The sequence below is a fragment of the Nocardia coubleae NBRC 108252 genome, from assembly GCF_001612805.1.
GTDB classification, from domain to species: Bacteria; Actinomycetota; Actinomycetes; order Mycobacteriales; family Mycobacteriaceae; genus Nocardia; species Nocardia coubleae.
The window spans coordinates 28,929-51,862 of the sequence record NZ_BDBD01000026.1; the positions used below are offsets into that span (position 1 = coordinate 28,929).

Sequence of the window (22,934 nt, forward strand, 5' to 3'; positions counted from 1 at the left end):
CCATGATCGGCGCGTCGGACCGCGATGTCGGTGCGTTCCCGGCGGGCGCGGACACGAAAAACCCGGTGCGACACGAGGTCACACCGGGTTCTTCGGCGTCGATCAGTTCGTCGCGGTGGTGGACGGTTCGACAGTGGTGCTCGGCGCGACCGTTGTGGTCGGAGCCACTGTTGTGCTCGGCGCGGGCGCCTGGGTGGTGGTTTCCGGGGCGGCGGCCTGGTTGGTCGCCGGTTCTTCGGTCGTGGTCGGCGGGGCCGTCGTGGTGGACGGCGCGACGGTCGACGATTCGACGGTGGTCGTCGGCTTCGACGTGCTGGTCGCCGCCTTCGACGTGCTCGACGTAGGCGCGGCCACCTTGGACGTGCTCGGCGCCGCCGAGGTGGTCGTGGTCGCCGGCTTGGTCGGCGCGGCGAGCGCAGCCGTCACATCGGCGTCCTCCGGAGCCGACTTCGCGTCGACCGTCTCGCCCGCCTGCGCCTGCTTGGCCAGGTGTGTCAGCCAGGCAGCGGCGTACTCCGCCGAGGTCAGCGGCTTACCGTTGGCCGCATCGGAATCGCGCCAGTAGTCGAAGTGATGACCGGTGCCGTTGGGGCCGAGGGTGAGCTGGTACGGATCGCTCAGCGCGACCGGGATGGTGTTCTGGTTCGTGACGATCAGCCCGACGATCTCGTTGAACACCTTCTGCGGCAGGTACGCCAGCGGCGAGATCTTCTCGGCCGCAATCGTGTCCGCCTTCGCGGGCGCCTTCGTCTCACCCGGCTTGTAATCCGGGTCCGAAACCTTCAGCAGCACATCGAGGAAGGTTTCGTCGCTGGCCATCCAATTGGGGTTGGCGGCGATATCGGAAAAGGCGGCCATCGCGATCCGGCCGAGGGTGAACGCCATGTCCTGGCCCGTCGCCGGGGTGAGACCGTCGCGCTGCAGATCATCGACATTGATCTGCCTGCCCACATTGGCGGCCAGTTGCAGCAGCGAAATGTTCTCCGGCGCGGCACAAGTCAGGTCGCCCTCGGAGCAGAACGAGGCGATCTTGCCGTTGAGGGCGCCGAAGTCGCCGCCCGTGGTCACGCCCTTGCCCGAGATCGGCTTCGTGCCGTCCTGGTACTTCTGGTCGAAACCGTCCGGGTTGGCGAACGGGTCCTCGGCGCCGATGAACGGGCCCTCGCCGGCACCGCGACCGGCATCGGCGAACATCACCACACCGAGCACGTCGTCGGGGTCGACCACTCCGTAGCCGTCCGCCGGATCGTCGTTGCCGATGCCCTCGGCGACGCGGCGGACCACGTCGGCGCCCTCGCTGTAGCCGACGATGGAGAACTTGGTGTCCGGGCACGCCGCGGAGATCTCCCGCATCACGCGCTGGGTGTTGGCGACACCCGCGTTCACCGCGTCCTCGTAGGTCGACATGTCCGCCGGATAGGCGATGTACACCGCCGCGTACTGGCCTTCGGCCAGATCGTCACGTGGCGCGTTCACCACCGGGTCGACCCACACACTGCTGTGGTCGCCCGACAGCGCGGCGGGCAGCGGGTTGCCGTTGGCGTCGAGCAGCATGGCGGTGGTGCCCTCGACCGGGGTGTCGTTGCGTCCGGCCACCGAGATGGTCACCATCTCGCGGCACTCGGTCACCGATGTGGTGAGGGTGTATTCGGGGGAAGCGGGCTTCGATGTCACCGCGAACGACGCGGCGACGATGGCCGCGACCCCCAACGCCGCAGGCGCGGCAACAGCAGAAGCGATGCGATGTTTCGCGAGAAACGCACGCAGATTCATATGTTGATCCCGTTCGAACGACCTACAGGTGGGCAGGCCCCCCGACGGGCCGCATGTCACGAACCATGTCGCCCCCACCTGCAAGATCGTTACTGCGGCGTACGGGACCGTATGCCCCCATTTCCGTGGTCATGTGGGCTCGCTATCGCCGTGAGGGTGATGGCGCGGGCCGGGTGATAGCGTCCGAATGGAACAATGACGACGTGAACCGACCCGTCATCCCCAGGTAGGACTATGACCTCGCACCTCCCGGCCGACACCGTGCACCTCGCGCTGCTGCCCGGCTTCCTCGACCCGGTGAACCTGCTCAACTCCTTCGGCACCTGGATGCTCGCCGGGCTGCTGCTTGTGGTGTTCATCGAGTCCGGATTGCTGTTCCCCCTGCTGCCCGGCGATTCCCTGCTGTTCACCGCCGGACTGATCGCGGCGTCTAAGTCGACCGAGATCGAACCGTTCGCGCCGATCGGGGTGCTGCTCGTGCTGATCCCCGTCGCCGCGATCCTCGGCGATCAGGTCGGGTACGTGATCGGTGCGCGCGGTGGGACCGCGTTGTTCAAGAGCAACGACGCCCGGTTCTTCAAGAAGCGCTACATCGACGAATCCCACGAATTCTTCGAAAAGCACGGACCGATCACCATCGTGCTCGCCCGCTTCGTCCCCATCGTGCGTACCTTCGCGCCCGTGGTGGCGGGCGCGTCCGGCATGCGGTACCGGACGTTCCTCGTCTACAACGTGGTCGGCGGTATCGCCTGGGGTTCCGGTGTCACCTATCTCGGCTTCCTGCTCGGTCAGATCGCCATCGTCCGCGACAATGTCGACCTGATCTTCCTGCTCATCGTCGCCGTCTCCGTGCTGCCGATCGTCGTCGAGGTCGTCAAGCGGATGCGTCGCAAGGGTTCTCCCGACGAAGACCCCACCGAGCGCGTCAACTCCTGACCGGCCCGGCCGGGAAGTTCGACGCTTCCCGGCTCCGTCGGCCTCATCCGGCGATTTCGCGCACCGAATCCGCGATCGCCCGGAAATCCTTCCGCAGGATCGCACCGTGATTGCTCGGTACCTTCGCCGCGAGCTCGATGTTCTCGTTGCGGGCGACAGCCGAATCCAGTCCCTTGCGGATCTTCTCCTGCTCGTCCTTCTTGCTGCCGAACGACGTCCCCGAAGCGATCACATACCGCACCGGAACTGTGATCGCGTCCAACACCGGACCCAGCGCACTCTCCCGCGAGAGTTTCCCGAGCTCGATATTGCTCTCGGCCTGCTCGGCCGCTGACAACCGCGGCGTCAACCCCGTCGGCCGCAGCAACGGCATCACCCAGTTCAACCGCTTGAACAGTTTCCGGATCCGCTGCTCCATCGCGTCGTCGAGCCAGTCGTACGGAAACGCGCCGTCCACGAGCACCGCCCCGATGGTCCGCTCCGGATTCCGTTGCGCCCAATGCGCTCCCACGACCGCGCCATAGGACCACGCCACGACGATGGCCCGCTCCACACCCCTGGCCGCGAGCACGGCATCCACATCCCGCACCGCCGCCTCGAACGAGTAGTCCTTGGAAGTCTTGGACTTCCGCCCACGCCCCCGCTCGTCGAAGGTGATGTGCCGGAAGCCGTCACCCAGTTCGGCAATGGTCTTTTTCCAGTAACCCTGGGTAGCGAACTGCCCGTTCAGGTAGATCACCGGAATCCCGTCGCCACCAGTGTCGGTCACCGCCAGCGCGGTGTCGTCCACCTCGACCATGCCGCTCCACGCATTACCCCGAGTAGTTCCCTGAGCAGTCATCACTCTTGCCTTTCAGTCGTTCTCGCCGTTACGAGAACCACTGTCACGCCGTCCCCTGATACCGCCCTGACACCCCACCTACACGCCCGCTGACACGCACGGCCCGTGACTAGGTCACCACAGCTGTCCAAGTCGGCTCCTAGTGCCTTCCAAACCTCGGGGAGCATCCTCGGAACACACGGGAAGTCTCAGGAAGGAAGCCGAAATGCTTGTTACCACCGGCCAGGTCATTGCCACCGTCGCCGTCCTCGCCAATGCCGTCGTCTACGGCACCGATGTCTGCGGGGCGGTGATCATGCGCTCGGTGTACCGGAAGCTCGACGACGCGACGGTGACGGTGAGTGCGGGATGGGGTCACTACTACGGCGACAAGCGCATGCCGGTCATCGGCGCCGGAGGCATAGTGACCGCGGTGCTCACCTTGCTGATCGCGCTGCTGGCCGGCCAGCTGGGCGCCGCCGTCGCCGCGGCAATCACGGTGGCGGCTCTATTCACCTGGCTCGCCCTCTACGTGCGCATCGCCAAGCCGATCAATTCCCAGCAGACCGCCGCCGCTCTGTCGGGCATCATTCCGCCGAATGCCCGGGCGCTGCAAAACAAGTGGGACAGCATCCTGAAGTATCGAGTCACCCTGCAGTTCACCGCCATCGCAGGCTTGTGCACCGCACTGATCCTGTTCTGATCCGTCAGCGAGGCGAAGGCCGCGAAGGTATCGCTCCGAAACCGATCAGCCGCGCGCCATATCCACGAACCGGCTCAAATGCAGTTGGTGCGCGACGGTGATCGTGGCCGTCGGACCGTTACGGTGCTTGCCGACGATGAGGTCGGCTTCACCGCCGCGCGGGTCGTCGCGCTCGAACGCGTCCGGGCGGTGCAGCAGGATGACCATGTCGGCGTCCTGCTCGAGCGAGCCGGACTCGCGGAGGTCGGACACCATGGGGCGCTTGTCGGTTCGCTGTTCCGGACCACGGTTCAGCTGGGAAATCGCGATCACGGGAACTTCGAGTTCCTTGGCCAGCAGCTTGAGGTGACGCGAGAATTCCGAGACTTCCTGCTGCCGCGACTCGACCTTCTTACCCGAGCTCATCAGCTGCAGGTAGTCCACCACAACGAGTTTCAGATCATGACGCTGCTTGAGCCGCCGCGCCTTGGCCCGAATCTCCATCATGGTCAGGTTCGGCGAATCATCCACGAACAGCGGCGCCTCACTGATCTCACTCATCCGCCGCGCGAGCTTCGTCCAGTCGTCATCACTCATCCGCCCGGACCGCATATCACCCAGCTTGATCTTCGCCTCGGCCGAAAGCAGACGCATCACAATCTCGGTCCGGCTCATTTCGAGCGAGAAAATAACACTGGCCATGCCGTGCTTGATCGAGCAACTGCGCATGAAATCCATTCCAAGGGTCGATTTACCGACACCAGGCCTCGCGGCGACGATGATCATCTGACCCGGGTGCAGACCGTTGGTGAGCTCGTCCAGTTCGGTGAAGCCCGTGGGGACGCCGAGGGAGATTCCGCCTCGGGAGGCGATGGAGTCGATTTCGTCCATCGTCGGCTGGAGGAGTTCTTCGAGGGGGGTGAAGTCCTCGGTGGTGCGGCGTTCGGTGACCTCGTAGATCTCGGCCTGGGCGCGGTCGACGACCTCGGCGACGTCCTGGCCGTCGGCGCCCGCGTAGCCGAACTGGACGATGCGGGTGCCGGCTTCGACGAGGCGGCGCAGGATGGCCTTCTCGGCGACGATCTCGGCGTAGAAGCCGGCGTTCGCGGCGGTGGGGACGGTCTGGGTGAGCGTCACCAGGTAGGCGGGGCCGCCGATGCGCTTCAGCTCGCCACGGCGGTCGAGGCCGGCGGCGACGGTGACGGGGTCGGCGGGTTCGCCGCGGCCGTACAGGTCGAGGATGGTGTCGTAGACGGCCTGGTGGGCGGGGCGGTAGAAGTCGCCGGGCCGCAGCACCTCCACCACGTCGGCGATGGCGTCCTTGCTCAGCAGCATGCCGCCGAGGACGGACTGTTCGGCAGCCATGTCGTGCGGGGGCTGACGGCCGAAGTCCTCGCCGGGGGGCTCGGGTGGAAACTCGGTATGCGCGCGGTCACCGGTGGTAGTCACCAGAATCGACCCTCCTCTCTGCCCGCAGAACCGGGGGTTTCACATCGATGTACTCGTTGTACTCCCGGGCACCGACACGAGTGCCAGCAATCGGTTCCCTGCACGATTCCCGGGGTCACGTGCGAGGCGATGCGATGAACCTAGGCGACGTTTTCGAGCCACGCCAAACCGACATGTGCACACAACTGTGGATAACTTGGGGGTAGTTCACCTGTTGTTGTGCAGCCCCTGTGGAAAACGTGGGGAAAACCCAGGTCAGTGCGGTAGAACGCCCTGATAGATAGCCCTTTACCAGACTTCGACCCTGTGGATTAAAGAAGTCGCGGCGTGTCGGCGAACGTGAACAACCGGGCGTGTTGGGTAAACAGCGGGCGTTCACGTTATGACTGGAGTCACAATTCTGCCGGTCGGTTTCCTCGGTAATCCACAGGCTGAATAACAGGAGGTCAGGCAGTTGCCGACTGTGGGCCGGGTTACTCGACCACAACGAACCCGAATCTCGGCTACTCGCCAGCTATCGGAGAAGATCCCTCGACAAGGGCAGCAGAAACCACCCCCGTGACAACACGGGGGTGGTTTCCGGCGAAACTAGTTCGCAGTGACCTCGAGGTCGAACTTGGCAACCACATCGGGGTGCAGGTGCACCACGATGCCGTGCTTGCCGGTCGCCTTGATGTGCGACTTCGGCAGCTCGATGCTGCGCTTGTCGACCACGGGGCCACCGGCTGCCTTGATGGCCGAGGCCACGTCGGCGGTGGTGACCGAACCGAACAGCTTGCCGCTGTCGGCGGTCTTCACGGCCAGCGAGACACCGGTCAGGCCCTCGATGGCCTGCTTCAGCTCGTTGGCGTGATCCAGGTCGCGCACCTTGCGGGCGTCCTGGGCGCGGCGGATGCCGTCGACCTGCTTCTGGGCGCCACGGGTGGCCTGGATGGCCAGACCGCGGGGCAGCAGGAAGTTGCGGCCGTAGCCGTCCTTGACCTCGACAAGGTCGCCGGGGGCGCCGAGATTGTCGACATCAGCAGTGAGGATGAGCTTCATCTGTCCGACTCCCTTTCTCAGCGAGCAGTCGACACGTAAGGCAGCAGAGCCACCTCACGCGAGTTCTTGACGGCAACGGCGATGTCACGCTGGTGCTGCACGCAGTTGCCGGTGACGCGGCGGGCGCGGATCTTGCCGCGATCGCTGACGTACTTACGCAGCAGCGTGGTGTCCTTGTAATCGATATTGACGATTCCGGACTTGCTTTCCTTGCAGAAAGCGCAGGCCTTCTTCTTCAGTACCTTTTCGCGCGCGGGCGCTTTAGGCATGGTTTTCTCTCCGTACTATGAGTGCCGTTCGATCAGAACGGCGGTTCGTCATCCATGCGGCCGCCGCCCCCGAAGGAGCCGGCCGCGGGCGCGCTACCCCACGGGTCGTCGTCGCCGGCATTACCTGCCGGGCGTCCGCCACCACTGTTGGCGTTGTAGCCGCCTGCGCTTGCACCACCACCGGCATTACCGGAACCACCACCGAAGCCACCGCCTCCGCCACCACGACCGGCCTTGGAGACCTTCGCGGTCGCGTACCGCAGCGACGGGCCGACTTCGTCGACCTCGAGCTCGACGACCGTGCGCTTCTCACCCTCGCGGGTTTCGTAGGAGCGCTGCTTGAGCCGTCCGCTCACGATCACGCGAGCGCCTCGGGTCAGGCTTTCGGCGACGTTCTCCGCTGCTTCGCGCCAGATGTTGCAGCGCAGAAACAGTGCCTCGCCGTCTTTCCATTCGTTCGAATTGCGATCGAACACACGGGGAGTCGAAGCGACGGTGAAATTCGCCACCGCTGCGCCCGCGGGCGTGAAACGAAGCTCGGGGTCTGCCGTCAAGTTTCCGATGACGGTGATGACCGTGTCGCCTGCCATGGGGTTCCTCCTGCTCGGGGGTGCAGTCCACATCCTGGATTTGCGCTGAGCCTAAAGCCAGGCTCCGACACAAAGGAGGTGAACTACTTGTCGTTGCGCAGAACCTTGGTGCGCAGCACCGTCTCGTTCAGGCCCAGCTGGCGGTCGAGCTCGCTCACGGTGGCCGGGGTCGCGGTCAGGTTGACGATCGCGTAGATGCCTTCGGCCTGCTTGGCGATTTCGTAGGCGAGCCGGCGGCGGCCCCAGATGTCGACCTTGTCGAGCTTGCCGCCCTCGGTCTTCACGACCGAGAACAGATTATCCAGGGACTGCCCGACGATGCGCTCGTCCAGGCTGGGGTCGAGGATGACCATCACTTCATATTGACGCACGGACCAATCACCTCCTGTGGACTGGTAAACGGCCACGGACTTTCCGTGGCAGGAGGGTTCGTTGCGTCAGCAACCCGCCAAGGCTACATGAGCAGGTAGTTGCCGACGAAATCGATCTTCGCGGCGGGTATGCGCCGGGCGCCGAGGCTACAGCCGCTTAATGTGGTCGACATGACCACGGCCGTACCGCAGCAGCATTCGGCACGCCGTGCGGCGACAGCCACGGCGTTGACCTTCCTGATCGTGCTGTTGTGCGGGCTCACCCTCGCCCTGGCGTATGCGAACAAGGCGCGGTGCGCGGGCGGCGCGATCGACGAATCGGGCCGCAGCCTGGTCTTCGAGGAGCGCAAGGACACCGCCGTCTGTTATTCGGATATCCAGTTCCTCTGGCTTGGCCGCGATATCGACAATCACGTTTTCCCGTACGTCGGCGGCGCCATCACCGACGACGGCGCGCTCACCGGCGGCGCCGTCGAATACCCCGTGCTGAGCGGCCTGCTGATGTGGGCGGGCGCGATCGGCGCGACCAACGACGCCGACTTCCTGTGGCATTCGGCGTTGCTGCTCACCCCGTTCGCCCTGCTCACCGCCTGGATGCTGGCGCGAATGGCCGGTCCGGCCGCACTGCTGTGGGCGATCGGCCCGCCGCTGGTGCTCTACGCCTTCCACAACTGGGAGCTGCCGGTGGTGTGCACGGCGGTGGCGGCGGTCTATGTGATGACGATGCTGACCGGTCTGTCCGTGCGGGCCAGGGGCATCATCGCCGGGGTACTGCTCGCGCTCGGTTTCTGCCTCAAGATCTATCCCGGAATCTTCGTGCTGCCCTTGGCCTTCTACGTCCTCACCGAGGGTGCGCCGCGCGACGGGCGCCGCTTGCGCGAACTCGATGTGGCAGGTGCGTCGCAGACGTTGCTCGCGGCGATGGCGACGGTGGTCGCGGTGAATCTGCCGTTCGTTCTGGCGGGGATCGAGGGCTGGCGGGCCTCGATCACCTTCCAGCAGATGCGGCAGGCCGACATCACCACCAATTCGATCTGGTACTGGGGTCATCAAGCCCTGTTCGGCCGGACCGCCGAAACGTCGGCAAGCTGGCACACCATGGTCTCGGTGGTCTCACCGCTGCTGATCTTCGCGTCGTTCGCCCTTGCCCTGTGGCTCGGTTACCGACGCTGGACCCCGGCCTCGGCGTTCCCCTGGGTCGGCGTGAGCGGTGCGATGCTGGCCGGTTTCCTGCTTTTCCACAAGGTGCACTCACCCCAATACACCCTGTGGATAATTCCGTTCCTCGTGCTGCTCGAGGTGCCGTGGACACTCGTCGCGGGCTATCTGCTCGCGGATATCGCGGTCGGCGTCGGCGTTTTCCGCTACTTCGCGGCACTGGGCGCCGGGGAGAACGTGCATCTCATGGAGGGCATCGTGCAGTTCGGCGTGTGGCTGCGCAGCGCCCTGTTGCTGGTGCTGTTCTTCCTGTTCGTGTGGACGCGGTCACGCACGCTCGGGCGCGCACAGCACGAGATTCGCGCACTGCAACCGGCCTAGCAAACGACAACGGCGGCGAATCCCACAGGGGAAACGCCGCCGTCGAGGCAGAACCGATCAGCCGACCGGGGCCGCATCCTTGGTGAGATCCACGTTGTCGGGATCGCCGCCCTTGCGGTTGCGGATGATCGAGCTGATCAGCGCCGCGCCGATGAACGCCACACCGATCAGGCCGGTGATCAGCTCGTCGACGTGCACACCGATCGAGACCAGCAGGATCGTGGCCAGCGCACCGATCGCCCAGTGGGCGCCGTGCTCGAGGTACACGTAGTCCGCCAGCGTGCCCTGGCGGACCAGGTACACCGTGATGGACCGGACGAACATCGCGCCGATCAGGCCGAGGCCGAGCGCGATGATGATCGGGTCGGAGGTGATGGCGAACGCGCCGATCACACCGTCGAAGGAGAACGAGGCATCGAGCACCTCGAGGTAGAGGAACAGGAAGAACGCGGCCTTACCGGTGGCCTTGACCAGTGTGGACGGGCCGCCCTGCGGACCTTCCTCGAGCTCCTCGGTGTGGAACATCGAGCCGAGGCCGTCGACGAGGATGTAGGTGATCATGCCGAGCAGGCCGGCGATGAGCACGGTCGAACGCTTGTCGTCGGCGGCGAGGAACTCCGCGACCAGCACCAGGCCGGTGCCCGCGACGACGACGGAGAGCATGTCGAGCTTGCCCGCCTTCGCCAGCGGCTTCTCCAGCCAGCTCAGCCAGGTGATCTCGCGCTCTTCGAAGATGAAGTTCAGGAACAGCAGTGCGAGGAACATGCCGCCGAAGGCCGCGATCTGCGGATGCGCGTCGGTGAGCAGCTTCTCGTAGCTGGGGCTGCCATCGGGGAACTCGAGGGCATCGTTGGCCGGCGGGTTCAGTGCCAGGTCGAAGGCCTCGACCGGGTTCAGTCCGGCGGTTGCCCACACGATGGCGAGCGGGAACACCAGACGCATACCGAACACGGCGATGAGGATGCCGACGGTCAGGAAGATCCGCTGCCAGAATTCGCTCATCCGTTCCAGCACGGTGGCGTTGATGACGGCGTTGTCGAACGACAGCGACACCTCGAGGATGCCGAGGATCGCACACAGTGCGAGGGCGGTCAGACCACCGTAGAGGTAGGCCACGACCAGCGACAGCACCGTGATGACGATGGACAGGCCGAAGATGCGCGTTATCACGCGGAGGGACCTTTCTGTGTCACACGAGCAGGGGGCCCGCAGTGACAAGCCCCCTGCTCATGATGATGACTAGACGTTGACGCCGTAGTCGCGGGCGATACCGGCCAGACCGGAGGCGTAGCCCTGACCGATGGCGCGGAACTTCCATTCGGCACCGTTACGGTACAGCTCACCGAAGACCATAGCCGTCTCGGTGGAAGCGTCCTCGGACAGGTCGTAGCGGGCCAGCTCGGTGCCGTTGGCGCGGTCGACAACGCGGATGTAGGCGTTGCGCACCTGGCCGAACGACTGCTGACGGGTCTCCGCGTCGTAGATCGAGACCGGGAAGAAGATGCTCTCGATGGTCGGCGGGGTGTTGGCCAGGTCGACGTTGATGACCTCGTCGTCGCCCTCGCCCTCACCGGTGGTGTTATCGCCGGCGTGCTCGATGGCACCCTCGGGGGACTTCAGGTTGTTGAAGAACACGAAGTGCTTGTCGGACACGACCTTCTTGTCGGCGCCGGTCGCGATGGCGCTGGCGTCGAGGTCGAAGTCGGTGCCGGTGGTGGTGCGCACGTCCCAGCCGAGGCCGACCGCGACCGCGGTCAGGTTCGGGGCCTCTTTGGTCAGCGAGACATTGCCGCCCTTGGACAGACTGACACCCATGCGGGAATCCCTTCGGTTAGTCCGGTGTGTCGTTTCCCAGCATGTCCGAATCGCCGGGTACCGCTACGACAGTAATAGGTTTCGGCGAACTTGCGTAGGAACAACCGAGAGCCCTGGTAGCGAGGGGGAATCTCCTACGATCGGGTCAGCGGGCGGGTGACCGCTGCGTGGTTCGGAAAGGGGATACGCCGGTGACACCTCGCAGACGCGGATGGTTCAGGTCGGGGCCGGACAATGCCTGGATCAGTGGGGCGCGGGCCGCGACGGCCGCCGCCTTTCTCGATATGGATCGCAGGCAGACGGCAGCGGAGGCGGGTGTGGCGGCGAGCGAGCAGGTGTTCCCCGAGCGCCACATCGGCGCCGTATGGGAACCGGTGCGCGCGCGGTGCTATGCCGCGTCGGGCGCCTATCTGAGCTTCACCGACGAACTCGACAGCGCCGAGGCCGCGGGGACGGCGATCGCCGACGGCCCGGCCAGGGCCGACGCGCTGGTTCGCGAGCTCGCCGCCGCCGCGCGCGGGGTCGACGAGTTCTATCACGCGCATCGGGCCGGCCTCGAGCACGCGGTGAGTGTGCGGGCGTCGGTGCCGCAGTTGCTCGCGCAGGTGCGGGCCGAGGCGGAGCGGGAACTCGCCGCGGCCGAGTCGTCGGAGTATGTCTCCTACCCTTCGGTGGCCGCGGGCGTGCGGAAATTGAGTGAGGCACTGGTCACAGCCTCCGGGGTCGATCCGGGTACCGCCGTCGCGGCTGCGCGGGAGGTCGCGACCGAGGTCCGCCAGGCGTGTGTGGAATTGCGGGAAGTGTTGGCGCAGGCACCATCTCGTGCCAACGCCGCGTCCAACGCGATCGCCTCGGTGACCACCCGGCTGGCGGCCGTGCGCAATCGGGCCGACGCGCTCGGCCCCGCGTACTCGGCGTTGTTGCGCGAGTTCAACGCTGCGAGTTCGGCGGATCTGACGAACAATGAACGCGAAAGCCGGCGCGGTATCGAGGCCGCGGACGCGGCGCTGGTACGCGCGCGTGTCGCGGCTGCCGATCGCGACCCGGAGACCGCCCTTGACCTGACAGCGACCGCGCGCGAACACCTCGCCGAGTCCGAACAGCTCGTCGACGCCGTCACCCGGCGGCTCGAACTGTTGCGCGAGGTACGTGCGGACCCCGAAGCGCAGCTACGCACCGTACGATTCCGGCTGCGGGACGCGCAGATGCTCGCCGTCGATCGAGGGCTGGTCGGCGAGTGGGGTTCGGTGCTCGACGCGCAAGCCGAACGCCTCGATCGCATAACGGCCGGACTGACCGGTCGTCATCCAGACTATTGGGCGTATGTTTCTGAACTGCGAACCGTCGCGGAGTTCATCGCCGGAGTGGTCGATCGCATGCGAAAAACCGTAGGAACCGACAGCACTTAGGACCGCACACGACATGACACGGGTCGACGAATGAGGTGGGGGGAATGACCGCAGGCTACGCCATCGCACCGGAGGTGAACCTGCGAAAGCAGGTGCCGCTGCGCCACTTCCACAATTTGCAGGGCCCGCGCAGCCGTGAGTTGTTCCTGGTGGAGCCGGAACCGATTCCGGGAACCGCCGACCGCGAACTGCTCGCCACCGCCCTCGGCGCCACCCTGTACGTGCCCGCGACCCGCCCCGATCTGGCCGCGACCATTTTGCGTCGCGCCGCGCGCGGAGTGTGCTCGATGGTGATCGACCTCGAGGACGCCGTGGCCGACCATCAGGTCGACGCCGCGAAGGAACACGCGGTCGCCACCCTCGACCTGCTCGCCGGAGTCGCCGACCCGGTGCCGATGCTGTTCGTCCGGGTGCGCGACGTGCAGACCGTCACCGAATTGGCCGACCGGCTCGGCCCGGGCGCCGACATGCTCACCGGTTTCGTCTTCCCCAAGTTCGACGCCGTCACCGGGCCCGCCTACCTGGCCGCGCTCGACGCGGCCGGCGACCGCCTCGGCCGCCCCGTCTACGGCATGCCGGTGCTGGAATCGGCGAACCTCGTGCATCGCCAGACCCGCGACGAACAGCTCTCGCGCATCGCCGAGCTGCTCGCCGAGCATCGGGACCGGTTGCTCGCGGTGCGGATCGGCGCCACCGACATGTGCTCGACCTTCGGCATCCGCCGCGACCGCGACCTCACCATCTACGACGTGCGGGTGATCGCCGACGTGATCGCCGACATCGTCAACTACCTCGGCCGCGCCGACGGCACCGGTTTCATCATCACCGGCCCGGTGTGGGAGTACTTCGCCGACCACGAACGTATGTTCCGCCCGCTGCTGCGCACCGCCCCGTTCGAGGAATCCGACGCGGTGCCGTTCCGGCAGTACCTGGTGAGCCGCGATCTCGACGGGCTGCTGCGCGAGATCACCCTCGACCGCGCCAACGGCATCCAGGGCAAAACGGTGATCCACCCGTCGCACGTGGCCGCCGTGCACGCGCTGTCGGTGGTGACGCACGAGGAATACGCCGACGCGCTGCACATCATGGAGGCCGATGTCGGCGGGGTCGCCGCCTCCGAGTACCGCAACAAGATGAACGAGATGCGCCCCCACCGCAGTTGGGCCCGCCAGACGCTGGTCCGGGCTCGTGCGTTCGGGGTGGCGAACAAGGGAGTGTCCTTCGTGGATCTGCTGACAGCGATGATCGCGGAATGAATGCCGTGAGCACGATCGACATGCCGTGGGCCACCGTGCATCTGGGGATTCGCCTGCACCACGGGCAGGCTTTCACCGCCTGCGGCGTCTCGGACGGTTCGTCGGCGGTGACCGCGATCGACCCCGCGCCGCAGAGCCGAGCAGTCTCGGCCGAATCCTGGGGCGCGGGGCTCGCGCCTGTCGAGCCGGGCGGCGAATTGCCCGATGCGCTGTCGATCGGTGAACTGGTGCGTCCGGGCTTGCGCCGGAATCCGCGCCGCGCTCATCTGCTGGTTTCCACGGTGCTCGGCAAGCATCTGCCCACGGACCCGCGTGTGGTGATCGGCGCCGGTAACCGCCTGGCCGACCTGGTGCGCGACAAGCTCGGCGACCGAGAGGCGGTTGTTCTCGGATTCGCCGAGACCGCAACCGGTTTGGGCCACTGTGTGGCGGCGCGGCTCGAGGCCGGCTGCTACCTGCACTCCACCCGGAGGAGCGAGCCGAGGGCCACCACGCTCACCGGTTTCGAGGAGGGGCACTCGCACGCCACCTCCCACCAGTTGCAGCCCGCGCCCGCCGAGATCTTCGCCAACGATCTGCCGCTGGTGCTTGTCGACGACGAGATCTCCACCGGCGATACGGCCATCGACGCTGTGCGCGCCCTGCACGAATTCGCGCCGCGTTCGCAGTACGTGCTGGCCTCGCTGGTCGACTTGCGGACCGCCGCCGACCGGGACAAGTTCGAGAAGTTCGCGGCCGAACTCGGGTCACGCATCGACACCGTTTGTCTGGCAACAGGTCTGGTCGACCTACCCGCCGGGCTCGTCGACGCGGTGGCGGCTTTGCCCGAGCCGCGACTCAATCCCCGATCGGTTCAGCCGGGTTCGTACAGCCACATCGAATTGCCTTGGCCGGGCGCTGTTCCCGAGGGTGGCCGGCACGGTGTTCTACGCACCGACGCCGCGGCTTTCGACGACGCCCTGGACGTTGTCGTCGACGAAGTGCGCGCACGTTTGGACGCCGAGTTCGCCGGTCGGCCGGTCATCGTGCTCGGCCACGAGGAACTCATGTACCTGCCAGTGCGCCTGGCCGCCGGGCTGGCCGACGCGGGGTTCCCTGCCCGCTTCCAAACCACCACCCGCTCACCGGCTTACGTCCTCGACGAGCCGGGCTATCCGCTGCGCCGAGGTTTCCGCTTCACCGCCCCCGAACCCGACCCGACCGCCCAGCGCTACCTCTACAACGCTCAGTGGGAGGGTGAGAACCCGGTCCTCCTGGTCGTCATCGACCCGCCCGCCGACACGCCCGAACTCGTCGCCCCCGGCGGTCTGGTCGATGTGCTCACCGCGTCGGGTGCCGATGTTCTGGTCGCCGTCGTCCCGGGCGCCGATCCCCGCGAGCTGCACGCCTCTCGCCGTGCGCAAGCGTCGGACGAGGGGGCGCCGCGCAATGCCCGGGGCCGGGAAGAGCTGGTGACTGATAATCACTGGGTCGGAGAGTCGCGTGGTGCCGTTGAGCTCGCTGTCGGGCCGAACGACTTCCCTGCTCCGCTGCACGGCCCGGACTTCGGCTCGTACGCGCGCGAGGATGTCTCGTGGCTGCTCAAGGACCTGTCCGATGTCGACCTGGAAGCCGATGTGGCCGAACGGGAACGGCGCATTCAGGCAGGTAAAGCCCATTACGCCGAATCGCTGCCGGTGGAGTACCAGCCAGACGCCGCCTACCGCGAACTGTTCGACCGCGTGCTCGCCGAGAGTGCCGAGCGGCTCGCCCTGGCCGTGGCGACGGTTGCCGAACTGGTCGTCGCCGAACGCGGCGAGAACATCGTGCTGGTGTCGTTGGCCCGCGCCGGTACACCGATCGGTGTGCTGATGCGACGCTGGTTGGCCAGCGGTATCGGGCGCCCGGCTTTGGACGCGCCGCACTACGCCGTATCCATCGTCCGCGACCGCGGCATCGACTCGGTCGCCCTGGATTACCTTGCCCACCATCACGATCCGTCCACAATCGTGTTCGTCGACGGCTGGACCGGCAAGGGCGCCATCACCCACGAACTCACCGCTGCCCTGGATGCCTATCACGCGGCGGGCGGCGCCAGGTTCGACGACGAACTCGTCGTGCTGGCCGACCCGGCCAATTGTGTGCGAACCTTCGGCACCCGTGACGATTTCCTCATCGCCTCGGCCTGCCTGAATTCGACTGTCTCCGGCCTGGTTTCACGCACGGTCCTGAACGAGAAGCTGATCGGTCCGCGTGACTTCCACGGCGCCAAGTTCTATCGCGACCTGGCCGCCGACGACGTGTCGAACAAACTGATCGACACCGTCACCGCCGCCTTCGAATCCATTCGTGACAAGGTGCCCGCCGCCGTCGCCGCGATCCGGGATTCCGACCGAACACCCGACTGGTCGGGCTGGGCGTCGGTGGAGAAGGTGCGTGCCGAATACGGCATCAGCACAGTGAATTACGTGAAGCCCGGCGTCGGCGAGACCACCCGGGTGCTGCTGCGTCGCGTACCGTGGCGGGTGCTGGTGCGGGAAGCCGACGCACCCGAGCATGCCCACATCCGCCTGCTCGCCGCCGCACGCAATGTCCCGGTGGAGGTGGTGCCGGATCTGGCCTACTCCTGCATGGGCCTGATCAAGGAGCTATCGCAGTGACCGCCCTGTTCGCCACCGACCTGGATCGCACGATGATCTTCTCGCGCAACGCCTTCCACGGCGCCGAAAGCGTCGAGAAGGAATGCGTCGAGTACTACGAGGGCGAACCCCTGTCCTACATGACCACCACCGCGATCGCCCGTTTGCGTGAGCTGGCCGCGAACGCGCCGGTGATACCGACCACCACCCGCACCATCGAACAGTTCCAGCGCATCGAATTACCCGGTGCGCCGTGGCGCTTCGCCATCACGAGCAACGGCGGCAATATCCTCGTCGACGGCATTCCCGACCCGGCGTGGCGGTTGTCCATCGACGATCAGGTCAACGCGACCGGCGCGACCTTGGCTTCGGTCGGCGCCGAGTTGCGTTCGCGGATCAGCGATTCCTGGGTCACCAAGTATCGCGAGGCCGACGAATTGTTCTGCTACCTGGTCGTCCGCCCCGAGGCGGTCCCGGCGGGCTTCCTCGCCGAATGGGACAACTGGTGCCGCGCCAACGGCTGGTCGGCCTCCCAGCAGGGCCGCAAGATCTACACCATGCCCGACGCGGTCTGCAAAAGCCTCGCCGTCGCCGAAGTCCGCCGCCGCCTCACCGAATCCGGTGAATTACCCGACGGCGCGCGACTGTTCGCCGCGGGCGACGGCGCCCTCGACGCGAAAATGCTCGAATCCGCCGACGCCGCCATCCGCCCCCGCCACGGCGAACTCGAAGAACTCGCCTACACCGCCCCCAACCTCACCGTCACCACCGCCGCCGGCATCCTGGCCGGCGCGGAAATCCTCGACTGGTTCCACGCCGCCCTCCCCGTCGCGGATCCGGTCTAGTACTGCTGCTGACCGGCGAGCTTTTGGGTGACGACGGCCTGGATGCGTTGCAGGCCGCCCACGCTCACGCCGCTCTGCAACTGACCTTCGATGGTGCGGACCAGGGCGTTGTCGCTCATCACCTTCTCGGAGGACTGGATGAGGACGGTGCCCGCGCCGGTGAAGTCGAACTGGCGTTCCTCGCCGGAGGTGGCGCCCATCGCGGCCGCGCCCGCCGAGAGGAAACCGGTGATCCAGCCCTGGTCGTAGTGGTGGCTCGGGGACGGGCAGTCGGCCCAGCCGACGAGCGCCTCGGGGTCCACCCGCAGTGGGGGTTCGGCGAACATCACCGGTCCGTTGGACGAGGCGAGGAATTTGCCGGTGCCGATGAGGGTGAGGAAACCGGGCACGATCGACTGTTTCAGCGCGAGGCCCGGCTCGAAGGCGAGCAGGTTGGCGCCGCGGATCGTGAGGTTGCCGTCCTCGAGATCGTAGGAATTGATGTCGTAGCCGCGGTCGCCGATGATGAGCTTGCCGTGGCCCTCGGCCACCACGTACTCACCGGCGAACAGCGGCGCCGAGAACTGGCTGCTCACCATTTGGGTGAGATGGCCCTGCAGACCGTGCGTGAGCAGCTGGAAATTGATCTGCCCGTAGTAGGCGATCATGGCGCCCTTGCGCATGAACCACGGCCCGGTCAGGTCGATGCAATAGGCGTAGCTGTTACCCGGAATATTGTCGCTGGCACCGAGATTCATGGGGGACAGGATTTCGCTCATGACTCACAACTTCTCTTCGGAGGCCTGCACATACACGACACCCTGACCGTGGCAATGCAATTGCATCGCCTCGCCCGATCCGCGACCCACCGCGTCGCGCCAGCTCATCGCCGCCTTCAATTCGGTCTGCACGTTTCCGTACGCCGCGACGAATGCCTGCGGGTCGACGACCACCGGATTCGGTCCGCCCACTTGCAATTCCAGGAATCCGCCGTGCGCCAGCAGCACCGCCGAACCCTGACCGCTCAGTTGCGTGGTGAACATGCCCTGCCCGGTCGCCACACCCGCGGCGGCCCCGCGCAGCGCACCCATCAGACCGCCACCGCCACCACCACCGGAACTGGCCACCGACACCACCGAGGCCTGCAACCCGGCGGTGTTCGCCAGCAGCCGCGAGGCTTCCACCCGCAGCACCGCACCGGGCTGCATCTGCACCACGTGCACCTCGAGCCCGGCGAATCCGTAATGGACGGAGCCATTTCCACGCGCGAGCATGGTCCGCTCGTGTTCGCCCGCCATCATGGCGCCCGCCATGCGCATCAGCCCACCACCACCGCCCATGCCGCCACCCGCGCCGGGAATCTGGTGTGGGGAGAACTGCACCTGGCCGGTGTAGAACAGCATCGCGCCGGTGCGCCCGACCACCCCGCCCGCCTGGGCGACGTCGACCTTGACGACCTTGCTGTTGACCTTCTCGAACATCGTCGCTTCCCTTACCGTTCCGCGGGCTGGATCAGCACAACGCCCTGGCCGTCCCACCGCAGCGAGAACGCCTCGCCCGCGTCCTGGCCGACCATCGTGCGCCAGGAGACATCGGTGACGAACGACTGGTTGAGATTGCCGCGCGCCGCGACGAACGCATCGGGGTCCACGATCAGCGGGTACTGCGGCGACACCTCGAGGTGGATCAGCGGCCCACCGGCCGACAGCAGCGCAACCTGGCCCTGACCGCTCACCGTTGTGGTGAAAAGGCCGCTGCCCGAAGACATTCCACCCACACCGGCGAACCGCACGTCGGTGCGCAGATTGCCCGCGAAGGCCAGCAACTGCTGCGACTCGACCTGCAACGTGTCGTTGTTCAGGTTCACCACGGTGACGTTCTGGCCGTTGACCGCGAAGAACACCCGACCGTTGCCGGTGCACTCCATCAGCGACAGCTTCTCGCCGGTGGCGCGGCGCTTGAGACCGTTGAGCACGCCCTCGCCGCCGCCGAAGCCGGCCGATTTGAACTGCACATTGCCCTCGTAGGCAACCATCGAGCCGGCGATCGCGCGGATACTGGTCCCCGCGAGATGTGCCTCGATCACTTTCTTCGATTGTTCGAACAACTGCGCCATTCCTGGCCCCTTTGTAAGGCGGGTGCGACGCCCCGTTCCGACAGCGACGTCACCCTAACCGATCGGGAGGCTGAACGCCCGGGCCCGGTTTCTCGTACAGTGACAACAAGACCGCACCGACAAGCGAAGGGTCGAACTTGTCTGCAACACTCGCCAAAGGCCAGAACGGTCCACTGGCCGTCAGTGACGTGGTGATCTCACTCCAGCTCACGGCGCCGGCCGATCTGTCCGCGCTGCTCGTCACCGAGCAGGGCAAGGTCCGCACCGACGCCGATTTCGTGTTCTACAACCAGCCGAGCGGTCCGGGTGTGGACCTGCGACCCGGTCCGGCCGGGCAGCCCGCCTCGCTCGCGGTGTCGCTGCCCGCCGTGCCCGCCGAGATCGACCAGATCCGCGCGGTCATCACCCTCGACGACGCGACCAGCAATTTCGGTCGTTTCGCCCCGCCGACCGCGATCATCTCCGACGCCGCGGGCAACCAGCTGTACTCGTACCTCATCGAGGGTCTCAACGCCGAGTCGATTGTGATCGCGTTGGAGCTGTACCGCCGTCAAGGTGGCTGGAAGGTGCGGGCCGTCGGCCAGGGGTACGCCGGTGGGTTCGCCGCGCTGGTCACCGATCACGGTGTGCAGGTGGATGATTCGCCCGCACAGCCCGCCGCCGCACCGCAGCAGGCCGCCCCGCCGCCCCCGGCGCCGAGTTACCAGCAGCCCGCGCCCGCCTACGCGCCGCCCGGTGGGGGTTACCCGCCGCCCGCACCGCCGCAGCAGCCCCCCGTGGGCGGTGGCTATCCGCCGCCGCAGCAGGGTGGTTACCCGCCGCCGCCCGGTGGGGGCTACCCGCCCGCCGCCTCGCCTGCCGCGCCGCCGCAGCCGACCGGGGAGATCAGCCTGAGCAAGGACCGGCCGGTCAGCCTGCAGAAGGGTCAGCGGGTCACCCTGCGCAAGGAAGGCGCCGCGCTCACCTTCGTGAAGATGGGTCTGGGCTGGGACCCGGTGCGCACCCGTGGCATGTTCGGCAACCGCACCGTCGATATCGACCTCGACGCCTCGGTGTGCCTGTTCGCCGACCAGAACCTGGTCGACGTGGCCTACTACGGTCAGCTCTCGTCCAAGGACGGATCGGTCCGCCACCAGGGCGACAACCTCACCGGTGAGGGCGAAGGCGACGACGAGATGATCCTCGTCGACCTCACCCGCATCCCCGCCCACATCTCCACGCTGCTGTTCATCGTCACCTCCTACAAGGGGCACACCTTCGAACAGGTGCAGAACGCCTTCTGCCGCCTGATCGACGGCACGACCAACGGCGAACTCGCCCGCTACACCCTCGCGGGCGGCATGCCGTTCACCGCGATGGCGATGGCGAAGGTGTACCGCTCCGGTGGTGACTGGAAGATGCAGGCGCTCGGCGAGGGATTCCAGGCCAAGCATCCCGGCGAGGCCGTCCCGCAGCTCGGCCGTTTCCTCGGCCGCGACTGACCTTCCGCACCACACAGCAAGGCAGACACCGTGATTCACCTGAAGGCTGGGCAGAACACCGCACTGACCGCCGACTCCGTGCGTTTCACCGCGCAGACCACGGGCACCGTCGAACTCGGCGCGCTCGTGGTCGGCGAGGATCTGCGGGTGCGCGACGAACACGACCATGTGTGCGCGTCGCGACCCGCGGCTCCCGGTGTGCGGTTCGGCGGCAGTTCGGTGGAACTGACCCTGCCCCAGGTGCGTTCGGACGCGCATGCCGTGCTGCTGTTCGTCGCCGCCGGGCACGTGCTCGGGCCGGTGACCGCGTTGTTTGCCGAGAACGGTGTTCCGGCAGCGGAATTCGTCATCTCGCCGACGGCGGGTGAGAGTTCGCTGATCTGTCTCGAGGTGTATCGGCGGGGGCCGGGCTGGAAGTTGCGTGCGCTCGGCCAGGGTTATGCCGGTGGTGTGGCTCAGTTGCTGAGCACGCATGGAGTTCCCGGCCAAAGTGCCTCGGGCGCCGCCGCTTTCGGGCACAACGCGGCAAATGGCGTGCCGTCGGCGACCGGTGGTTTCGGGTCGGGCGCGCAGGGCGATTCGTTCCGCGGTAGTGCCCACGGTGGCGTACCTGGCGGTGCTGCCTTCGGCGGTGCGCCTGGCGGTGCTGCGCAGGGCGGTGTGCCTGGTGGTGGCGCGCAGGGCGGTGTGCCCGGTGGTAGTGCGCAGGGCGGTGTGCCCGGTGGTGGCGCGCAGGGCGGTGTGCCCGGCGGTGGCGCACAGGGCGGCATGCCCGGTAGTGCGCCCGGCGGAGTGCCTGGCGGTGCTGCGCAGCGCGGTCACGTTCCGGATGGGACGGTGCCGGTGGCGCCGGTTCATGGAGCAGCCGCGTCGGCGGGACCGGCTTCGGGCCATGCCGCTGCCTCGACCGAATCGCTCGCCCAACCGACGCCCGCCCCCGGCCTCCCCCTCGAAGTCGACCACGGCCTACAGCGCATGTGGATGATCTTCGAGGACGCCGCACGCTCCGCCGCAGCCCTCGTCTCGGCGCGCGACTACGCCGCCAAACGCTTGGATCAGGAACTGTCGGAAGCGGTTTCGAATCCCGCAACCCGCAACACCCCTGCCGCCGACGCCGCCCGTCACGCCGCGCAACGCCGTCACGACGAGCTGGTCGGCCGCGCCGATGCCGACCACCGCCGCGACAGCGACATGCTCGCCCGCGAGATCGCCGAAGCCGACTCGGTGATGCCCGCGGCCCTGGCCTCCTGGCTCGCGCCCGCCTGGACCACCCGCGCCGCCGCCAGCGACGGCATCCGCCTCGGCGAGCTCTACGCACCCGACCGCGGCGACCTCCGCGTCCCGTATTGCGTTCCGGTGCCGCTGAATCGGCCGCTGTGGGTCGACACGGAGTCCAGCGCGGCCGCCTCCCGCGTGGTCGGCGCCCTGCTGGCCCGCCTCGTCGCCGCCATCCCCGACCGGCCGACCCGCATCGACCTGATCGACCTCACCGGTGGCCTACGCGGCCTCGCCACGCCCCTGTCCCCGCTGCTCGCGGGCCCGGTGATCGCCGACCACCTCGACATCTCCCCGCGCCTGGCCGAATTGGCCAACGCCGCCGAACTGGCCGAGATCGCTTACCACGCAGGCGAAGTGGCGCCCCCGAAAGAACACCGCATCCTGGTAGCGGCCGACTTCCCCCACGGCTACCAAGCCGCCGACGTAGTCCGCCTCGGCCAGCTCATGGTCCGCGGCGACCTCATCGGCCTCTCCCTCCTCATCGTCGGCACCGCCACCCCCGACGCGGCCGACGCCCCCGCCACCCTCCTCTCCCAATCCTGCCGCCACCTCCCCACCCTCCCCGGCACCCCCCTCTTCGACCCCTGGACCGGCAACGCCTGGGAACTAGACCTCGACATGCTCCCCCTCGAACCCGAACTCCAGGCCCGCTACCTGCGGATGTAGG

21 protein-coding genes are annotated in these 22,934 nt (G+C 66.9%); 9 read left to right on the forward strand and 12 right to left on the reverse strand.

The window, feature by feature from the left end; translation table 11 throughout:
- Window positions 1-102 precede the first annotated feature (102 nt).
- The gene (locus NCO8_RS26425) at window positions 103-1,773 is read right to left on the reverse strand and encodes a cutinase family protein (RefSeq protein ID WP_067643373.1); all 1,671 of its coding nucleotides are present in this window, start codon (window positions 1,771-1,773) and stop codon (window positions 103-105) included.
- Window positions 1,774-2,007: 234 nt separating this feature from the next.
- Here NCO8_RS26425 and NCO8_RS26430 point away from each other — a divergent pair, with 234 nt between their 5' ends.
- The gene (locus NCO8_RS26430; protein ID WP_067643376.1) at window positions 2,008-2,709 is read left to right on the forward strand and encodes a VTT domain-containing protein; all 702 of its coding nucleotides are present in this window, start codon (window positions 2,008-2,010) and stop codon (window positions 2,707-2,709) included.
- 43 nt (window positions 2,710-2,752) lie between these two features.
- On the opposite strand, the gene NCO8_RS26435 is transcribed toward NCO8_RS26430, so the two are convergent.
- Entirely contained in the window at window positions 2,753-3,508 is a 756-nt protein-coding gene (locus NCO8_RS26435) for an alpha/beta fold hydrolase (RefSeq protein WP_245655509.1), read from the reverse strand.
- A 247-nt stretch (window positions 3,509-3,755) separates the two neighbouring features.
- Here NCO8_RS26435 and NCO8_RS26440 point away from each other — a divergent pair, with 247 nt between their 5' ends.
- Window positions 3,756-4,232: a hypothetical protein gene (locus tag NCO8_RS26440; RefSeq protein WP_067643383.1), complete on the forward strand. Its 477-nt coding sequence runs from the start codon at window positions 3,756-3,758 to the stop codon at window positions 4,230-4,232.
- Window positions 4,233-4,277: 45 nt separating this feature from the next.
- Here the strand turns inward: NCO8_RS26440 and dnaB are convergent, their stop codons facing one another.
- The 5 genes from dnaB to rpsF all read right to left on the reverse strand — a co-directional run bounded on the left by dnaB (window position 4,278) and on the right by rpsF (window position 7,931).
- The gene (dnaB, locus tag NCO8_RS26445; protein WP_157105125.1) at window positions 4,278-5,660 is read right to left on the reverse strand and encodes a replicative DNA helicase; all 1,383 of its coding nucleotides are present in this window, start codon (window positions 5,658-5,660) and stop codon (window positions 4,278-4,280) included.
- A gap of 588 nt (window positions 5,661-6,248) precedes the next feature.
- The gene (gene rplI / locus NCO8_RS26450) at window positions 6,249-6,701 is read right to left on the reverse strand and encodes a 50S ribosomal protein L9 (protein ID WP_067497239.1); all 453 of its coding nucleotides are present in this window, start codon (window positions 6,699-6,701) and stop codon (window positions 6,249-6,251) included.
- Window positions 6,702-6,718: 17 nt separating this feature from the next.
- On the reverse strand, window positions 6,719-6,970 hold the full coding sequence (gene rpsR / locus NCO8_RS26455) for a 30S ribosomal protein S18 (protein ID WP_067497238.1): 252 nt from the start codon (window positions 6,968-6,970) through the stop codon (window positions 6,719-6,721).
- Window positions 6,971-7,002: 32 nt separating this feature from the next.
- Entirely contained in the window at window positions 7,003-7,560 is a 558-nt protein-coding gene (locus tag NCO8_RS26460) for a single-stranded DNA-binding protein (RefSeq protein ID WP_067497236.1), read from the reverse strand.
- Between the two features lie 83 nt (window positions 7,561-7,643).
- Window positions 7,644-7,931, reverse strand: a complete 288-nt coding sequence (rpsF, locus tag NCO8_RS26465) for a 30S ribosomal protein S6 (RefSeq protein WP_067497234.1) — start codon at window positions 7,929-7,931, stop codon at window positions 7,644-7,646.
- Between the two features lie 171 nt (window positions 7,932-8,102).
- Between rpsF and NCO8_RS26470 the strand changes: the two genes are divergently transcribed.
- A complete protein-coding gene (locus NCO8_RS26470; RefSeq protein ID WP_157105126.1) occupies window positions 8,103-9,470 on the forward strand; it encodes a glycosyltransferase family 87 protein in 1,368 nt (455 codons plus the stop codon).
- Window positions 9,471-9,527: 57 nt separating this feature from the next.
- On the opposite strand, the gene NCO8_RS26475 is transcribed toward NCO8_RS26470, so the two are convergent.
- On the reverse strand, window positions 9,528-10,640 hold the full coding sequence (locus NCO8_RS26475) for a DUF475 domain-containing protein (RefSeq protein ID WP_067643386.1): 1,113 nt from the start codon (window positions 10,638-10,640) through the stop codon (window positions 9,528-9,530).
- Between the two features lie 69 nt (window positions 10,641-10,709).
- Window positions 10,710-11,285 (reverse strand): TerD family protein, encoded by a 576-nt coding sequence (locus NCO8_RS26480; RefSeq protein ID WP_067497229.1) that lies wholly within the window; start codon window positions 11,283-11,285, stop codon window positions 10,710-10,712.
- A gap of 191 nt (window positions 11,286-11,476) precedes the next feature.
- Between NCO8_RS26480 and NCO8_RS26485 the strand changes: the two genes are divergently transcribed.
- The 4 genes from NCO8_RS26485 to NCO8_RS26500 are packed head-to-tail and all read left to right on the forward strand — an operon-like array spanning window position 11,477 to window position 17,413.
- On the forward strand, window positions 11,477-12,694 hold the full coding sequence (locus NCO8_RS26485) for a hypothetical protein (protein ID WP_245655510.1): 1,218 nt from the start codon (window positions 11,477-11,479) through the stop codon (window positions 12,692-12,694).
- Between the two features lie 44 nt (window positions 12,695-12,738).
- On the forward strand, window positions 12,739-13,950 hold the full coding sequence (locus NCO8_RS26490; protein ID WP_174550367.1) for an HpcH/HpaI aldolase/citrate lyase family protein: 1,212 nt from the start codon (window positions 12,739-12,741) through the stop codon (window positions 13,948-13,950).
- Window positions 13,947-16,589 carry a phosphoribosyltransferase gene (locus NCO8_RS26495; protein ID WP_245655511.1) on the forward strand — a complete coding sequence of 881 codons (2,643 nt, stop codon included), beginning with the start codon at window positions 13,947-13,949 and terminating at the stop codon, window positions 16,587-16,589. Before NCO8_RS26490 ends, NCO8_RS26495 begins: the two co-directional genes overlap by 4 nt.
- Window positions 16,586-17,413, forward strand: coding sequence for an HAD family hydrolase (locus NCO8_RS26500; RefSeq protein WP_439951699.1), 828 nt, complete (start codon window positions 16,586-16,588; stop codon window positions 17,411-17,413). The genes NCO8_RS26495 and NCO8_RS26500 overlap by 4 nt, the downstream gene beginning before the upstream one ends.
- Here the strand turns inward: NCO8_RS26500 and NCO8_RS26505 are convergent.
- Genes NCO8_RS26505 through NCO8_RS26515 form a run of 3 tightly spaced genes read right to left on the reverse strand, consistent with a single transcriptional unit; the run spans window position 17,410 to window position 19,508 of the window.
- The gene (locus NCO8_RS26505; RefSeq protein ID WP_067643392.1) at window positions 17,410-18,171 is read right to left on the reverse strand and encodes an AIM24 family protein; all 762 of its coding nucleotides are present in this window, start codon (window positions 18,169-18,171) and stop codon (window positions 17,410-17,412) included. The two genes, NCO8_RS26500 and NCO8_RS26505, sit on opposite strands and share 4 nt — an antisense overlap.
- A gap of 3 nt (window positions 18,172-18,174) precedes the next feature.
- Complete coding sequence (locus tag NCO8_RS26510) at window positions 18,175-18,873, reverse strand: AIM24 family protein (RefSeq protein ID WP_067643395.1); 699 nt, start codon at window positions 18,871-18,873, stop codon at window positions 18,175-18,177.
- An 11-nt stretch (window positions 18,874-18,884) separates the two neighbouring features.
- Entirely contained in the window at window positions 18,885-19,508 is a 624-nt protein-coding gene (locus tag NCO8_RS26515) for an AIM24 family protein (RefSeq protein WP_067497217.1), read from the reverse strand.
- 137 nt (window positions 19,509-19,645) lie between these two features.
- Between NCO8_RS26515 and NCO8_RS26520 the strand changes: the two genes are divergently transcribed.
- A complete protein-coding gene (locus NCO8_RS26520) occupies window positions 19,646-20,989 on the forward strand; it encodes a TerD family protein (RefSeq protein ID WP_067643398.1) in 1,344 nt (447 codons plus the stop codon).
- A gap of 30 nt (window positions 20,990-21,019) precedes the next feature.
- Window positions 21,020-22,933 (forward strand): TerD family protein, encoded by a 1,914-nt coding sequence (locus NCO8_RS32625; protein ID WP_084457498.1) that lies wholly within the window; start codon window positions 21,020-21,022, stop codon window positions 22,931-22,933.
- The last annotated feature ends 1 nt before the right edge of the window (window position 22,934 follow it).

Bases quoted from the DNA above. Each gene is read 5' to 3' on its own strand.
- NCO8_RS26425 (WP_067643373.1), bottom strand. From the start codon at position 1,773: ATGAATCTGCGTGCGTTTCTCGCGAAACATCGCATCGCTTCTGCTGTT.
- NCO8_RS26430 (WP_067643376.1), top strand. From the start codon at position 2,008: ATGACCTCGCACCTCCCGGCCGACACCGTGCACCTCGCGCTGCTGCCC.
- NCO8_RS26435 (WP_245655509.1), bottom strand. From the start codon at position 3,508: ATGGTCGAGGTGGACGACACCGCGCTGGCGGTGACCGACACTGGTGGC.
- NCO8_RS26440 (WP_067643383.1), top strand. From the start codon at position 3,756: ATGCTTGTTACCACCGGCCAGGTCATTGCCACCGTCGCCGTCCTCGCC.
- rplI (WP_067497239.1), bottom strand. From the start codon at position 6,701: ATGAAGCTCATCCTCACTGCTGATGTCGACAATCTCGGCGCCCCCGGC.
- rpsR (WP_067497238.1), bottom strand. From the start codon at position 6,970: ATGCCTAAAGCGCCCGCGCGCGAAAAGGTACTGAAGAAGAAGGCCTGC.
- NCO8_RS26460 (WP_067497236.1), bottom strand. From the start codon at position 7,560: ATGGCAGGCGACACGGTCATCACCGTCATCGGAAACTTGACGGCAGAC.
- NCO8_RS26470 (WP_157105126.1), top strand. From the start codon at position 8,103: ATGACCACGGCCGTACCGCAGCAGCATTCGGCACGCCGTGCGGCGACA.
- NCO8_RS26480 (WP_067497229.1), bottom strand. From the start codon at position 11,285: ATGGGTGTCAGTCTGTCCAAGGGCGGCAATGTCTCGCTGACCAAAGAG.
- NCO8_RS26490 (WP_174550367.1), top strand. From the start codon at position 12,739: ATGACCGCAGGCTACGCCATCGCACCGGAGGTGAACCTGCGAAAGCAG.
- NCO8_RS26495 (WP_245655511.1), top strand. From the start codon at position 13,947: ATGAATGCCGTGAGCACGATCGACATGCCGTGGGCCACCGTGCATCTG.
- NCO8_RS26505 (WP_067643392.1), bottom strand. From the start codon at position 18,171: ATGAGCGAAATCCTGTCCCCCATGAATCTCGGTGCCAGCGACAATATT.
- NCO8_RS26510 (WP_067643395.1), bottom strand. From the start codon at position 18,873: ATGTTCGAGAAGGTCAACAGCAAGGTCGTCAAGGTCGACGTCGCCCAG.
- NCO8_RS26515 (WP_067497217.1), bottom strand. From the start codon at position 19,508: ATGGCGCAGTTGTTCGAACAATCGAAGAAAGTGATCGAGGCACATCTC.